The sequence below is a fragment of the Allomuricauda sp. CAU 1633 genome, assembly GCF_017313225.1.
Taxonomy (GTDB): Bacteria; Bacteroidota; Bacteroidia; order Flavobacteriales; family Flavobacteriaceae; genus Flagellimonas.
Map to the genome: position 1 here is coordinate 539,199 of NZ_JAFLNE010000001.1, position 14,834 is coordinate 554,032.

Below are 14,834 nucleotides of genomic sequence, written 5' to 3' on the forward strand. Positions count from 1 at the left end.
CACAGATTCCTTAAAAATCAAATTTTAGTTGAACGGATACTGATTCTTTCTCAGGTTCTTCCTTCTTTTTTTCGGTATTGAGGTTGGCCAAAGAGATTCCTAACAAGCGAACGGAGTTCTGCAATTCTGATTGATACAGCAATTCTTTTGCCGTTTCCAAGATGAGTGCTTTGTTCGCGATATAGTAGGGCAATGTTTTGCTTCGGGTCTGGAGCGTGAAATCGCTGTACTTTATTTTCAGGGTGATGGTTTTCCCAGCAATCTTGGATTTTTGAAGTCTTCGTTCCAATTCGTTGGCAATGTTCTCCAGCTTTTCCAACATAAAGATTTCACTGCTCAAATTTTCAAAAAAAGTGCGCTCCGCCCCAACCGATTTTGGAATACGATGGGGTTTTACCGCACTATGGTGGATACCCCGGACCACATGGTAATAGTATTTGCCACTTTTTCCGAAGTTTTCATCCAAAAACTCAATGGATTTTTGCTTCAGGTCTTTCCCGGTAAAAATGCCCAAGCGGTACATCTTTTCAGCGGTTACTTTACCCACACCATAGAATTTCCGAATATCCAAATCTTCCAGAAATTGAATGACCTCTTCCGGATTTACCGTTTTCTGACCATTGGGCTTGTTGTAATCGCTGGCCACCTTAGCGATAAACTTATTGATGGATATTCCTGCAGAGGCGGTCAACCCTGTTTTTTCCAAAATTTTTTGCCGGATTTCCTTAGCGATCAATGTGGCTGATGGATTCCCTTTTTTGTTTTCCGTTACATCCAAATAGGCCTCGTCCAACGAGAGTGGCTCTACCAAATCGGTATACTCAAAAAAGATACTTCGTATTTGATAGGACACCTCCTTGTAACGGTCAAATCGGGGTTTTACAAAAATTAAATCAGGGCAATTACGTTGGGCAATATAACCGGCCATGGCACTTTTCACCCCATACTTTCGAGCTTCGTAGCTGGCCGCGGAAACCACTCCGCGTTTGGAGCCACCGCCCACTGCAATAGGCTTTCCCTTCAGCTCTGGGTTATCGTGCTGTTCCACGGAGGCATAAAAAGCGTCCATGTCTACATGAATGATTTTTCTTAAGGGAAAATCCAAGTCCATACTCAAATTTAGGGTATATTTAGTTTGATGGAACACTTGGAAATAGAACGAAAGTTTTTGGTGGTCTCGGACGCATATAAAAAGGAAGCCACATCGCAGGTACGCATAGCACAAGGTTTTTTGAACACGGATCCTGAACGGACGGTACGGGTTCGAATCAAGGGAAACCAGGGATTTTTGACCGTGAAGGGTCCCAGCAATTCATCTGGAACCACTCGGTTTGAATGGGAAACTGAAATCAGCGTTACCGAAGCTACCAATCTAATTGACCTTTGTGAAGATGTTATTTTGGAAAAAGTGCGGTTTGAAGTTCCTTTGGGAAACCACTTTTTTGAGGTGGATGAGTTTTTGGGAGAAAATAAAGGTTTGGTCATTGCTGAAGTGGAACTCAAGCATGAAGATGAGGCTTTTGAAAAACCCAAATGGCTGGGGGATGAGGTAACAGGACAGCCTAAATATTACAATTCCCAACTGAGTAAAAACCCATTTTTGCAATGGTAGGGGAGCCCAAAAAATGGCAAAGAAGCATCAATTTGCTCAGCGCGGTTTCGGCCTGTATCGCCATTTACTTGGATTTCACAGGACATAATCTCTATCTGCTTTTTAAGCCGTTGACCACCATTCTAATCGTATCCCTATTGTTTTTCGCTCCAAAACAGGGACATCCAAAGTTCAAATTAATTATGATGGTTGCCTTTGGATTTTGTCTTTTGGGCGATATCCTTTTACTCAACCCAGCGTATTTTGTTTTTGGATTGATTGCGTTTCTACTGGCGCATATCCTCTTCATTGTGGGATTTATAAAACACAAAAATTTCCAGTTCCATTGGGGGTCATTTGTACTGCTTTTTGCGATTGGAGGGTTTATTTTCTTTTGGCTAAAACCAGATTTAGGGGATTTTATGATTCCTGTTCTTATTTATGTTCTGGTCATCACTTGTATGGCTTGGCAAGGAATAGGCTTGTTTTTAAGAGACAAGGGAAAAGCGTATTCATGGATAGCGTTGGCCGTTATACTCTTCATGCTTTCTGATACGATGCTGGCCGTAAACAAGTTTAAAGCACCTTTCGCCTATTCCAGTGTGCTGATTTTGGGAACGTATTGGCTCAGTATCGGCCTACTTGCAAATGCTACCTTCAAAATTGTTTGGGATAGTAAAGCTAACTCTGGCAATCAAGCTTGAATCAATCTAATTTTTTATCCAAAGCTAAAATTGTGCTCAGCAGGACATTGGCTCCATTGGCCATATCTTCTGCGGATGTAAATTCTTTTGGGGAATGACTTATACCGCTTTTGCTGGGAACAAATATCATTCCCGTTGGGGCAATGCGTGCCATATCCTGAGCATCATGTCCTGCTCCGCTGGGAATGTATTTATAGGTAAGCCCCAAGGCCTTGGCGGAACTTTCAATTTCATTGTAGACCAGAGGGTCTGTTAATGCTGGGTCTGCCGTGGTATCCAAGGGATGAAATTCGATACTGACATCGGAAGCTTCAGCAATTTCTTGGGCTTTGGCCTTTATCGCTTGGAAAACCTTTTCAATGACTTCTGAGGATAAATCACGGATTTCCAAGCTGGTAACCACCTTACCTGGAATAACATTGGGTGCCCCCGGTTCGGCCTTAATTCTACCTACGGTGCCTACTTGAGGACCATCAAAACTATTGGTGACTTCATTCACTGCAACGATGAATTTAGCTGCCGCCAAGAGTGCATCTTGCCGCGCATTCATGGGCGTAGTGCCCGCATGGTTGGCGAAACCGGTAAAGACCACATCCCACCATTTTAATCCAACTATCCCTTCCACAACCCCTATGTTGAGGTTTTCTTTTTCCAAAATACCGCCTTGCTCAATATGGAGTTCCACAAAAGCAGCCATACTTCCCTTTTTTCGGATGGCATCGGCAATTCGGGTGGTATCCCCTCCCAAACGCATAATACCTTCGCCCATGGAGTATCCTGTTGAATTAACTACGTTAAAAGCGGCTTTGGTGAGATTCCCAGACATGGCCCTACTGCCCATAACACCACCTTCTTCGTTGGGAAAAATAATGGCTTCCAATGGATGTTTGGTCTTGATTTTATGGTCATTCAGAGTTGCGATGACTTCCAATGCCGCCATGGAACCCACACAACCATCATAATTTCCGCCATTGGGAACACGATCAATATGGGAACCAAAGGAAATGGGTTTTTTGGAGGCATCAGTTCCTTTTCGTTTTCCGATAATGTTTCCGGCCACATCTATGGTGACTTCCATTCCAAAGTCTTTGAGGCTTTGTACCACCCAATTTCTGGCTTCAATGTCGGCATCACTAAAAGCTACGCGTTCTGTTTCGCCGTTTTCCTGCATTCCGAAATCAGCTAGATCAAAAATCCGTTTTTCCAAGCGGTCTTGGTCTACTTTAATTTCATTTTTCTGTGCAATGATGGAAGTTGTAAGCAACAAAGCAAACAACGAAGCGAGTCGATAAAGCATGATTTATAGTTTAGTGTATCCTTTTGAAAGGTAATCATTTGAGGTCAAAATTCCTCAAATCCTAGGCATTCTCCGTGGCAGGCCTTTCCAATTTGGGACTTACAAACTTAAAATGGCCCCATTTGGCGGTCAACCCATTGAATAAAGGAAGCAACAGTCCTATGGCCAAAAGCAAACCAGCCATCAAAAGGACGGTATAGCCTGAAGCGAAGAAAGTTCCACTATTGAGTACTCCCAAGATAAGTACGGTGGAAAGTGGAAAGGAAAGTGCCAATATGGCAATGCCAAAATCATTGTTGAAGGTTTTCTTTTTGGGCTTGTTTTCCAGTTCCAAACTATCTACTGCAGCAATATGGGCATAAGGCCAAAAACTGCAGGCACTCAGTCCGAAGGCCATGGTCAATAGAATTTCATTTTGGGCTTGAATGCCGGAAATCAATATAAAAAACCCTGAAATCAATAGAACCAGACCTGCCCGTGCACACAAGAGTGAGAAAATCTGGAAAAACTGTTTTCTTTTGATTTTAACGGCCAATCCAATGAACAAAAGAACCAATGGTGTCATAATGAGGCTCAATTTTTCCAAGGTTTCACTCAAAAAGAAGGGGAGCGAATCCATGGTAAAACCAAAAACCAGCAAGAGTAAGGCCATACCAATGAAAATGTTGACCGGTTCGGAAATCATGGCTTTAAGCATAGGCTTTAGCTGTGCACTACCTGTATTCCTTCGATTGGATTGTAGAGCATAATGCCAATTCATCGCAACGAGATAAAGAAAGAAAAGCACGAAGACTTTGTTTCCTAAATCAGCCATGGCCGCCTTGGCCAAATAATCTTCACCTAAAAATTCAAGTACGAAGGGAAAACAAGACAATCCGGGCGCCAAAGAGGGAATCAAAAGTTTTGCGGTACGATATTCCGGAGTTTTTTTACTGATACCCATAAGTGGTAAAACAAGGGGCATGGCCAAAAACAGTAGCAGGTTGAGCCCAAGAGCGAGGAAGGGCAAGATAAGTAAATGCAATTCCACTTTTATGCCCAGCAGGGCAATAAAAATAGTGGCCGGCAGGGCAAGGTTAAGGATGATTTTCTTGATCCCGGAAATTTCTTCTTTGGACTTAAACTTTACTTTAAGCAGAACTCCAATGAAGATAAAAAATAGAAAAACAATGGTTTTTTGTAGGCTAATATCCATTGTCTATACCAATACCTTGTTGATGGCAGCCGTAAACAGTTTCATTTCGTCCATGGTTCCCATACTTACCCTGCACCAAGTCTTGTCCATAAATTCAAAAGCACGAACCCCGACTTTTAGTTGGGTCATTTTGTCCAAAAATGCATTACCATCCATTTCTATGGGGAAAATGAGAAAACTGGTATGGGAAGGCACATAGTTAAAGCCCATTTGATCTAGACTTTGATACACATATTCCCTACATTCGGCATTTAGACTACGGGATTGATCTATAAACGCTGCATCATCCATTGCAGCCATTGCGGCATAGACAGATGGGTATGAAATTCCCATACCGCCGCGGGTTATATTTTGAAGCTTTGCCAAGGTGGATTCCTGTGCTACGATATACCCGACCCGGAGACCGGCCATACCATGAATTTTGGAAAAAGTGCGGGCAATGATGACATCCTTTCCTTCATTGATTAAGGATACCATACTTTTTTTGGCACCCTCATCCAAGAACCAGAGATAGGCTTCGTCCACAAATACAGGCACTTTTTCTGAAACCCTAGAACAGAAATCAACAAGCTCTTCATGGTCTGTCATGGTTCCTGTTGGGTTATTGGGATTACAGATATAAACCAGTTTAGTCTCTGAATCCACCGCTTCCTCCATGGCCTTAAGGTCGTGGGACCAATCGTCTTTTAGGGGAACGGGTTTCCAAGTAGCACCAACGGATTCAGCAACACGAATCAAGGACATGTAAGCGGGGTCGGCTGATACTACATTGCCTCCATTCATGAAAAGTACCATCGCTGTTTTTTCCAATAAATCTGAAGACCCAGGCCCCATCATAATGTTCTTGCTCTCTACACCTTCAAAGTCAGCTATTTTGTCCATGAGTTGGAACAATTCCTTCCAAGCATATCTGTTCCCTCCAGGAGCAGCATTCTTAAATGCTTCCAAAGCCATTGGGGAAGGCCCGTATGGATTTTCGTTGGCATTGAGTTTGGCGGCCAAATCAGGAAACAAGGAATCAGGCTTCGGCAAAAACTCCTTAAAAAATGGGCTGTACACCGCATTTCCATTTGTATCCAATTGCAATGGAGCCCTTGGTGTTTCGGCAAGACCGATATATGGCAAGGCCATGGCCCCACCGGCTGTGAGCATACTTTTACGTAGCCAATCCCTTCTGTTGATGTTGGTTGTTCCCATGATAGTTGATGTTTTTTAGCAGTGTTTTAAAATTAAGGGATAACACCACTAAAAACAATGCTAAAAACATAAAAATCAACACCTTAAAATGCAAAATCCCAAAATAGGAACCTTTTATTTTTTGAAATTACAACTGATGGGGGCAAAATGAATGAAAAAAGCTAATTTTTCAAGTTGCTGGTTTGTAGGTATTCCAAGGTGATTATGCCACGTAAACTGTTCACTACAATATGATCTAACAATTCCTGAATACTATAGGCTTCAAAAAGATTGGTTTTGGCGTACACCGTGTCTTCCATTCGAGATAAAAAGACCTTGCACATAAGTTCCACATTTACATGAGGCCGTATTTGCCCCATTTTTTGAGCTTTTTCCAGAAGGGGAAATACCAGATTCCAGACTATTTCGGTGCGAAAATCAGCATAGGCCTTGGCTGCTTTTGGGTAGTACTTGTTAAGACCATAGAAAAAAGAGGGACTAATTACTTGCAGATGGCTCAGGGCCAATTTATAGATAAAGACAATGGTTTGCAAGGGATGGTCTTCATTTGGATTTTCCAGAACATAATTATCTATACTATCGCGGACGTTTTTCAACAAATACTGAAGGCTTTCGGTAACCAATTCTTCCTTGCTGTCAAAGTATTTGTATAGGGTCTTTTTGGAAATACCAATGCTATGCGCCAATTCGTCCATGGAAAAGCGCTTGCTCCCAAACTTGGTAAAATTGGCTATGGCAAATGCCAGTAAATCTTCTTTGCTGTCCACGTTAATTGCTGTTTATCTCCATCCACCACCAAGCGCACGATACAACTCGACCATGGCATTCAACTGCCCGTACTGTGAATCCACATAACTCAATTCGGAATTCAGGGCATTTTGTCTAGCTGTAAGTACTTCCAAATAGTTGGCAAGACCATTTTTCAGCAACTCTTCTGAATAATCCTCTGCTGTGGAATAAGCGTCCAATTCTTTGGAACGTGCTTCCAGTTTTTGGGTTTCCGCATCATAGGTGTACAAAGCATCAGATACTTCTCTTCCTGCAGTCAGTAAGGTTTTCTTATAGGATAAGAGCGCTTGCTCTTGTTGTGCCTTGGCCACTTCCATTTGGGTGCGCAATCGTCTTCCATTAAAAATAGGCTGGGTTAGGGAGCCTACCAACTGGGAAAACAGTGAGCTGGCATCCAGCCAATTGTCGAACTCCAAACTTTGGAACCCACCATTAGCCGTTAAACTTAAAGAGGGATATAGGCTACTTTGGGCCACATTGGTCAATTCAAAGGCATTGATCAAGCCATATTCGGCCTGTACCACATCTGGACGATTGGCCAAAAGCAAATAGGGAACACCGGTTTGCAACTCATTTTTTATGGATTGGTTGTCCAAGCTTCCCCTTTGTATTTCGTGGGGAGGTTCACTCAACAGGATACAAAATGCATTTTCCAACAATTTAATGTTGTTCTCCAAATCGATGAGGATAATTTCTGTGGTATGTACCTGGGCCTCGGTCTGTTTTACAGCTACTTCGGTCACTTGACCGGCATCTTTAAGGGCAACTGTGGTCTCCAAGCTGCTTTTTCTGGCTTCCAAGGTTTGCTGTGCAATTTCCTTTTGTTTGTCCAAAGCCATCAATTGATAATATGTGTTGGCTATGGCAGCCACCAAATTGGTTTTTACGGCTTGGTGTGCAGCAACACTTTGAAGGTATGATGCCCCTGCGGCCCGTTTGTTACTTCTGATTTTGCCCCAAACATCGGCCTCCCAGGAAAGAGAACCAGACAGCTCATATTGTTCCAAAGGACGGGTAAAAAAGCTACCAAATTGACTATTTTCAGAGTTCTTGGTGCGGGTGAAACTTGCCGTTCCGGAAAGGGTTGGATAATACCCTGCCTTTCCTTGCTTTACATACGCTTCGGCGGCAGTTATGCTCTGAAGCGCAATCCGGATGTCCAAGTTGTTTTCCAGGCCTTTTTCAATATAGGATTTCAGTTGTTCGTCGTTGAACAAATCCCTCCAAGAAACATCGGCCATGGAGACACTGTCTTGTGGAAGGTTATCTGTACGATACAGATTTTCTGTTTCCACCTCAGGTCGGGAATAGTTCTTGGCCACAAAACAGGATTGTAACAACAAGGGCGCTGAGAGCAGCAGAATGAATTTATGTATGGATGCTATTTTCATGGGTAATCTACTTAGTTGGGTCAATGAATGATTAGGCATTGCTTTCTTCAAGGGTTACTTCTGGTTTTCCCGAAATGCGCTCTTGAAGGGCTTGAAATACCACAAACAATACAGGTATGACAAAAACTCCAAATATGGTCCCGATGAGCATACCGCCTACAGCACTTAATCCAATGGACTGATTCCCAATGGCACCGATTCCGGAGGATAGGGCCAAGGGCATCAAACCAAAAATGAACGCAAAAGAGGTCATCAAGATGGGACGTAACCTAGCTCGTGCACCATCCGCAGCGGCTTCAAAGAGTGATAATCCTGCCCGTCTTCTTTGGAGAGCGAACTCCACAATCAAAATGGCATTTTTGGCCAAAAGCCCAATCAACATGATCAATGCAATTTGGAAATAGATGTTGTTCTGCAACCCTGCCACATTGATGAAAAGGATGGCACCAGCAAGTCCAATGGGCAATGAAAGCAGTACAGAAAGCGGTACAATGTAACTTTCGTACTGGGCACTGAGCAAGAAATACACGAACACAAGGCTCAAAATAAAAATGAGTACGGTCTGTGAACTGGCATTGCTTTCCTCTCGGGTAAGCCCAGAATAGTCATAGCTATAGGAATTGGGCAACACTTGTGCTGCCACTTCTTCAATGGCGTTGATGGCGTCCCCGGTACTGTACCCTGGATTGGGCACACCACTTACTTTTACCGAACTCAACAGGTTGAAGCGTTCCACCACTTCAGGGCCATAAATCTTTTTCAGATTTACAAATTGACTAACCGCTACCGATTCATCATTGCTGTTCCGCACATAAATATGGTTGAGGGAATTTTCATTGGCGCGATCTTCGGGCTTGGCCTGGATCATAACACGGTATTGTTTTCCAAACTTGTTAAAATCCGTGGCATAAATTCCGCCATAGTATCCCTGAAGGGCATTGAAAATATCGGTAGCGGAGAAACCTGCCATTTTTATTTTTTCTATATCGATTTCCAAATCGTATTGTGGAAATCCAGGATCAAATTGGGAAATGGCGTATTGAATTTCGGGTCGCGCATTTAATGCGCCCAAGAATTGATTTTTTACATCGTTTATGGCCAACCAATCATCGGTTCCTTTGTTTTGTAGTTGTACTTCAAACCCAGAATTGGTCCCAAAGCCTTGGATACTGGGTGGGGTAAAGTAAATGATCTGGGCATCCTTAAATTGTCCTGAAGTTGCCCTCAACCGTTGCATGGTAGCATTCACAGAAAGTGAATCGGCATCCCTTTCACTCCAATCCTTCAATTTCATGATGGAAAAAGCATAAGAACCTGCACTTACCCGGTTCAACAAACTAAAACCTGCTACGCTCATTCGAGCTTCCACAATGTCCATGGATTCGTAAATGGAATCAAGTTTCATGATGGTTTCTTCGGTCTTCTCAATCGTAGTTCCGGGAGGCATACTCACGTTTACAAAAATGATTCCCCGATCTTCATCAGGAACGAATCCAGCAGGAGTGGTCCTGAACAAAAAGATAGCCAATACACTAAAACCAACCAGCATGGCAACGGTTATCCATTTGCGCTTCACCAAAGTTCCCACGGTATTGGTGTATTTGTTGGTGATGGCCATAAAACCGACATTGAAGGCTCTGAAAAAGCGTTTCAATAATCCAGATTTGTGATTTTTATTGGGGTCATGAGGTTTAAGAAATAACGCGGCCAAGGCAGGACTCAATGTCAAAGCATTTACTGCTGAAATTAGGATGGCTACGGCCAATGTAATACCAAATTGCTGGTAGAATACGCCCGAAGACCCCTGAATAAAGGATACGGGAATAAACACGGCCGACATCACCAATGTTATGGAGATGATGGCTCCAGAAATCTCACTCATGGCCGTTTTTGTGGCCGTTTTGGCCGAATCCGCTCCTTGTTCCAGCTTGGCATGGACCGCTTCCACCACCACAATGGCGTCATCCACTACAATACCAATGGCCAAAATCATAGCGAAAAGGGTCAACATATTGATGGAATACCCAAACAATTGCAGGAAGAAAAAAGTTCCAATAATGGCTACGGGTACGGCTATGGCCGGAATCAAAGTGGATCTAAAATCCTGAAGAAACAGGAACACCACAAGGAACACCAAAATAAAGGCTTCAATCAAAGTTTGCACTACGTGATCAATGGATGCATCCAGAAAGTCTTTCGTGTTAAAGGGAATTACATAGTCCAATCCCTTTGGAAAATCCGCCTTGCTCTCGATCAAGATACCTTCCACTTCATCAATGATTTCCTTGGCATTAGATCCCGCGGTCTGGTATACCCCAACGGCGACACCAGGATTTCCCATACCCGAGTTCTTTCGCACGTAACTAAAAGCACCCAGTTCAATTTCGGCAACATCTTTCAGTCGAAGAAAACCGCCATCGTCTGTTGTTTTTAGAATGATGTTTTCATATTCCTCAACCTCAGAAAGTCGTCCTTTGTATTTCATTACATATTCAAAGATACCTTCGGCGTTTTCACCGATTTTTCCCGTTGCTGCTTCGCGGTTCTGCTCCCTTAAGGCAGCCTGGATATCGGCCGGTACCAGATTGTAGGCTGCCATTTTATCGGGAGTGATCCATATACGCATGGAATAATCCTTGGCGCCAAAAACGTTCACGTTTCCCACACCTTTGATCCGTTGCAAACGGGGAACCAAATTGATTTTGGCGTAGTTTTCTACAAAAGTGCCATCATAATTCTCGTTTTCAGAGAAAATAGAGAAGAATAGAAGCGCACTGTTTTGTGCTTTTTGGGTGTTTACCCCAGTCTGTATAACTTCTTGGGGCAAAAGGCTGTTGGCTCGAGCTACCCGGTTTTGTACGTTTACGGCTGCAATATCTGGGTCGACCCCTAGTTCAAAGAACACGCTGATACTGGCTGCACCATCGTTACTGGCCGATGAGGTCATGTAGGTCATGCCTTCTACACCATTTATTTGCTCTTCCAAGGGAACTACCACACTTTTTAATACAGTTTCGGCATTGGCCCCCGTATAGTTGGCGGTGACCTGAACTGTGGGAGGTGCGATTTCTGGATATTGTTCTACGGGCAAAGTGGTAAGCCCCAACACACCTAGGATCACTATGATGACTGATATCACAGTGGATAGTACGGGGCGATCTATAAACTTTTGGAACATATAGTTTTATCTAAAATGTTGGCTGTAAATTTTTATTGGATGGGACTAATGGTCTGACCATCCCTAAGTTTTGAAACTCCTTCGGAAACAATGGTGGTGCCTTGGTCAAAACCATCGGAGATGATAAAATCGGTATCTGTTTGGGCCACAATATTCAAGGGCTTAGTGGATACGGAATCTCCATCTTTCAGTACATAAACCATTTTGGTTCCCTGAAGGTCCACAGTGGCAAATTGGGGAATCACCCACACATTTTCAAAGGTGGATGGAATCTTGATTTTCCCTGTACTTCCTGAAGTCAACAGGGTATTCGGATTTTCAAAATCTGCCCGTAAGGTTACGCTTCCGGTAGTTCCGTTGATGAGATTATTGACCATGGCAATTTTCCCTTTCTGCGGATAGGTTTCTCCGTTGATCATCACCAACTCTACCTCTGGGGCTACATCAGAAGTTACAGCGCCATTTTCAGAAACCATTTGCTTTTTCATTTCAAGAAGCTCCTTCTCGTTCATGGAAAAATAGGCACGCACTTGACTGATATCGGAAACCATCGTCAAGGGTTCTGCCATGGTAGCACTCACCAAGGCTCCTTCTTTATACGGAATCCCACCGATATATCCGTCCACAGGACTCAAGATGTTAGAATATCCAATATTGGCCGAAATACTTTGGTAATTGCTTTTGGCTTGTTGGAGCTGTGCTTTGGCTGTTTCCAATTGTATGTTGCTGATGATTCCTTTTTCAACCAAAGGGACCAGCTTGTCCACTTCAACCTGGGATACATTTACGGCTGCTTTTGCAGCTTCAGCATCTTGAGTAAGGGTCTGGGTCTCCAGTTTAAAAAGCAACTGGCCTTTTTTCACTTTTTGACCTTCTTCCACATAAATGTGCTGTACAAAGCCAGAAACTTTAGGCCAGATTTCCACATTTTGTTTTCCTTGAAGGGTAGTGGCGTAGGTATTAAAAACGGTAATATTCTGTTTTTTAAGCTCCATCACCTTTAATGCGGGTGGAGATGGTGCACTGGCTTGCTGCTGAGTCTTGTTTCCACAAGAAAGCAGTAAGAGTGTGGTTGCTATTGCTATGGTTATTGTAAATGTTTTCATGTTGGTGCTGATGATATTATAGTTGCAGGATTTTTTTATTGGTTTGGCAATTATGTTTTTGCTAATCAAAGATGTTCTTGATATTTTTCTATTTGCTCTTTTAAAAGTGCTTCGTGTTTAGTGATATAATCCAGATATATGCTGGTTTTAGCCTTGCTTTCCTCATATTTTTTAGGATTGTTGGTTTTAAAGTAATTCTGAACCAAGGCGAAGATTTCCTTTTCTTTTTCAATACGCTTGAGGCTTTCCTCCAATTTGGAAAGAAAGAAGGTTTTTCGTTCGGCAAGGGTAAAATAGCGCCGTCTATCACCAGGTTTGGTGAAATAGGTGACAATATTCATGTTCAAGAGCAGGTTTAGGGATGTAGACACAGAACTTTTACTGGCCCCTCTCTTTTCCAAGCAGTCGTCAAAGGTAAGACCATCTTCATTGGTCAAGATTAAAATGGCGTAGATTCTAGCTGCGAGTGGAGGAAGGTTGTTCTCAACCTCAAGGTGAACCCCTAAGGTCTCTATCAACTCATCTTTGGTTTTTTCCATAGTAAACCGAATTTGAAAGCACAAAAGTAGTGTTGGTTCGGAAGAAACAAAACCAAACGAACTTAAACTTCTGTTAAAACTTCAAAAAGGGTTATAAAACAAAAAATCAAAAGAAGGGAAAGGGCTTACAGTGCACTTTTGAACTGCTCCAAAAAGCGTACATCATTTTCGCTCAACAAGCGAATATCTGAGATTTGATGTAGGAGCAGGGCAATACGGTCTATCCCCATTCCAAAGGCAAAACCGGAGTAGACATCGGGATCAATGCCACAATTTTTCAGCACATTGGGATCCACCATACCACATCCCATGATTTCCAACCAACCGGTTCCTTTGGTCATACGGTAATCAGTTTCGGTTTCCAAGCCCCAATACACATCAACCTCAGCACTGGGCTCTGTAAATGGGAAATAGGAGGGGCGTAATCGGATTTTTGATTTCCCGAACATTTCCGATGTGAAATATTGTAAAGTCTGTTTCAAATCGGCAAATGATACGTTCTTGTCCACATATAAACCTTCTACCTGATGGAAAAAGCAATGCGAACGAGCCGAAATGGCCTCATTTCGGTAAACTCTTCCAGGAGAGATGGTCCGAATGGGTGGTTTGTGACTTTCCATATAACGTACCTGCACGGATGAGGTATGCGTTCGAAGTAAAATATCCGGGTCTGTCTGAATAAAAAACGTATCCTGCATATCGCGGGCAGGATGATATTCTGGTAGGTTCAGTGCCGTAAAATTATGCCAATCGTCCTCAATTTCAGGCCCTTCAGAAACATTGAACCCAATTCTTGAGAAAATATCAATGATTTGATTTTTAACAATGGAAATGGGATGCCTTGCTCCAAGCGCAATGGGTTCACCGGGACGGGTCAGGTCTCCATATTTGCCTTTGGCCTCCACTTGGTTTTCCAGTGCGGTTTTTAGCGCAGCAACTTTATCGGTGGCAACATTCTTTAATTGATTGATTACTTGACCAAACTCCTTCTTCTCCTCATTGGGCACATTTTTGAACTCAGCAAAGAAGCCGTTCAAAAGTCCTTTTTTTCCCAAATATTTGATTCGGAAAGCTTCAATTTCATCTTTAGAGGTTGAGGTGAATTTCTCCACTTCAGCCAAATGTTCCTTTATGGTCTCAATCATGTTTGATGGCTGTATTGGCGGACAAATTTAGCAAATTGTCCTTGAATATGTAGGCAATAAGAAAATGTACTGCTACTCCGCCGAAAAAATGCCATAGCCAATGGGTACCCATGGGAAAGAAAGTCTGGGTAAGATCAATGCTCCTAAAGAAAATAGCAATCCCAAAAAAGCCAAAGGCCAAAATAACTAAACCAATATTTCTTCCTTGGGTATGTGCCAAATACCAAACCAATGGAAATAGAATGGTAGTTGCCGTAATCACATAGCCCAAAGAAATTCGCCATGGACCGGGAATGGGAAGAATGCGGAGCATAAATGATGCACCCAATAGCACAAATACCAAAAGAATTCTTTGCCACCAAGGCCGAACCAATTTAAAGATAAAGTAGATGACCAGTGCAGCACATAATAACATTATGGGCATCCAATCCAGCCTGAGCCAGAATTCATGGCTTCGGGTAGCGTGATAGATGGTACCTCCAACGTAACTTATGCCAATAACAGGAAGTACCCATGCCAAGAACCCATGCTGTTTTGGGTTTTGGTAAACTTTGATTCCCCAATATGCAAGCAGGACCAAAAAAATAAGGTTACTATAGGTGTTGAAGGGCTCTACCGGCAATCTACCTTGAATAGTCTCTAAATAAATGGGGCCTGAATCGTTGGGAAATCTTAGGAAGTACATGTAAAGAATGGGTTTGT

13 protein-coding genes are annotated in these 14,834 nt (G+C 42.8%); 2 read left to right on the forward strand and 11 right to left on the reverse strand.

The features are described from left to right. Positions 1–10 precede the first annotated feature (10 nt). Positions 11–1,111 (reverse strand): DNA polymerase IV, encoded by a 1,101-nt coding sequence (dinB, locus tag J0X14_RS02385; protein WP_207096151.1) that lies wholly within the window; start codon positions 1,109–1,111, stop codon positions 11–13. A gap of 27 nt (positions 1,112–1,138) precedes the next feature. On the opposite strand from dinB, the gene J0X14_RS02390 reads away from it, so the two are divergent. Continuing rightward, on the forward strand, positions 1,139–1,612 hold the full coding sequence (locus J0X14_RS02390) for a CYTH domain-containing protein (RefSeq protein ID WP_207096152.1): 474 nt from the start codon (positions 1,139–1,141) through the stop codon (positions 1,610–1,612). Next, entirely contained in the window at positions 1,606–2,295 is a 690-nt protein-coding gene (locus tag J0X14_RS02395) for a lysoplasmalogenase (RefSeq protein WP_207096153.1), read from the forward strand. The genes J0X14_RS02390 and J0X14_RS02395 overlap by 7 nt, the downstream gene beginning before the upstream one ends. A gap of 1 nt (position 2,296) precedes the next feature. On the opposite strand, the gene J0X14_RS02400 is transcribed toward J0X14_RS02395, so the two are convergent. From J0X14_RS02400 to J0X14_RS02445, 10 genes are all read right to left on the reverse strand, one after another. Further along, on the reverse strand, positions 2,297–3,592 hold the full coding sequence (locus tag J0X14_RS02400; RefSeq protein WP_207096154.1) for a Zn-dependent hydrolase: 1,296 nt from the start codon (positions 3,590–3,592) through the stop codon (positions 2,297–2,299). Positions 3,593–3,653: 61 nt separating this feature from the next. Beyond that, positions 3,654–4,787 carry a permease gene (locus J0X14_RS02405; protein ID WP_207096155.1) on the reverse strand — a complete coding sequence of 378 codons (1,134 nt, stop codon included), beginning with the start codon at positions 4,785–4,787 and terminating at the stop codon, positions 3,654–3,656. 3 nt (positions 4,788–4,790) lie between these two features. Next, positions 4,791–5,984 carry a pyridoxal phosphate-dependent aminotransferase gene (locus J0X14_RS02410; protein WP_207096156.1) on the reverse strand — a complete coding sequence of 398 codons (1,194 nt, stop codon included), beginning with the start codon at positions 5,982–5,984 and terminating at the stop codon, positions 4,791–4,793. Positions 5,985–6,145: 161 nt separating this feature from the next. Further along, positions 6,146–6,751 carry a TetR/AcrR family transcriptional regulator gene (locus tag J0X14_RS02415; protein ID WP_207096157.1) on the reverse strand — a complete coding sequence of 202 codons (606 nt, stop codon included), beginning with the start codon at positions 6,749–6,751 and terminating at the stop codon, positions 6,146–6,148. Positions 6,752–6,763: 12 nt separating this feature from the next. Then, positions 6,764–8,164 (reverse strand): efflux transporter outer membrane subunit, encoded by a 1,401-nt coding sequence (locus J0X14_RS02420; RefSeq protein WP_207096158.1) that lies wholly within the window; start codon positions 8,162–8,164, stop codon positions 6,764–6,766. Positions 8,165–8,195: 31 nt separating this feature from the next. Beyond that, on the reverse strand, positions 8,196–11,342 hold the full coding sequence (locus tag J0X14_RS02425; protein ID WP_207096159.1) for an efflux RND transporter permease subunit: 3,147 nt from the start codon (positions 11,340–11,342) through the stop codon (positions 8,196–8,198). A gap of 32 nt (positions 11,343–11,374) precedes the next feature. Beyond that, on the reverse strand, positions 11,375–12,448 hold the full coding sequence (locus J0X14_RS02430) for an efflux RND transporter periplasmic adaptor subunit (protein ID WP_207096160.1): 1,074 nt from the start codon (positions 12,446–12,448) through the stop codon (positions 11,375–11,377). 65 nt (positions 12,449–12,513) lie between these two features. Beyond that, positions 12,514–12,987: a GbsR/MarR family transcriptional regulator gene (locus J0X14_RS02435; RefSeq protein ID WP_207096161.1), complete on the reverse strand. Its 474-nt coding sequence runs from the start codon at positions 12,985–12,987 to the stop codon at positions 12,514–12,516. Positions 12,988–13,112: 125 nt separating this feature from the next. Beyond that, positions 13,113–14,132 carry a phenylalanine--tRNA ligase subunit alpha gene (pheS, locus tag J0X14_RS02440; protein ID WP_207096162.1) on the reverse strand — a complete coding sequence of 340 codons (1,020 nt, stop codon included), beginning with the start codon at positions 14,130–14,132 and terminating at the stop codon, positions 13,113–13,115. Continuing rightward, positions 14,125–14,817, reverse strand: coding sequence for a hypothetical protein (locus J0X14_RS02445; RefSeq protein WP_207096163.1), 693 nt, complete (start codon positions 14,815–14,817; stop codon positions 14,125–14,127). The genes pheS and J0X14_RS02445 overlap by 8 nt, the downstream gene beginning before the upstream one ends. Positions 14,818–14,834: the final 17 nt, after the last annotated feature.

Excerpts from the sequence above, each read along its gene's own strand:
- J0X14_RS02420 (WP_207096158.1), bottom strand. The coding sequence starts at position 8,164 with ATGAAAATAGCATCCATACATAAATTCATTCTGCTGCTCTCAGCGCCC.
- J0X14_RS02400 (WP_207096154.1), bottom strand. The coding sequence starts at position 3,592 with ATGCTTTATCGACTCGCTTCGTTGTTTGCTTTGTTGCTTACAACTTCC.
- J0X14_RS02410 (WP_207096156.1), bottom strand. The coding sequence starts at position 5,984 with ATGGGAACAACCAACATCAACAGAAGGGATTGGCTACGTAAAAGTATG.
- dinB (WP_207096151.1), bottom strand. The coding sequence starts at position 1,111 with ATGGACTTGGATTTTCCCTTAAGAAAAATCATTCATGTAGACATGGAC.
- J0X14_RS02435 (WP_207096161.1), bottom strand. The coding sequence starts at position 12,987 with ATGGAAAAAACCAAAGATGAGTTGATAGAGACCTTAGGGGTTCACCTT.
- J0X14_RS02395 (WP_207096153.1), top strand. The coding sequence starts at position 1,606 with ATGGTAGGGGAGCCCAAAAAATGGCAAAGAAGCATCAATTTGCTCAGC.
- J0X14_RS02445 (WP_207096163.1), bottom strand. The coding sequence starts at position 14,817 with ATGTACTTCCTAAGATTTCCCAACGATTCAGGCCCCATTTATTTAGAG.
- J0X14_RS02390 (WP_207096152.1), top strand. The coding sequence starts at position 1,139 with ATGGAACACTTGGAAATAGAACGAAAGTTTTTGGTGGTCTCGGACGCA.
- J0X14_RS02405 (WP_207096155.1), bottom strand. The coding sequence starts at position 4,787 with ATGGATATTAGCCTACAAAAAACCATTGTTTTTCTATTTTTTATCTTC.
- J0X14_RS02425 (WP_207096159.1), bottom strand. The coding sequence starts at position 11,342 with ATGTTCCAAAAGTTTATAGATCGCCCCGTACTATCCACTGTGATATCA.
- J0X14_RS02430 (WP_207096160.1), bottom strand. The coding sequence starts at position 12,448 with ATGAAAACATTTACAATAACCATAGCAATAGCAACCACACTCTTACTG.
- pheS (WP_207096162.1), bottom strand. The coding sequence starts at position 14,132 with ATGATTGAGACCATAAAGGAACATTTGGCTGAAGTGGAGAAATTCACC.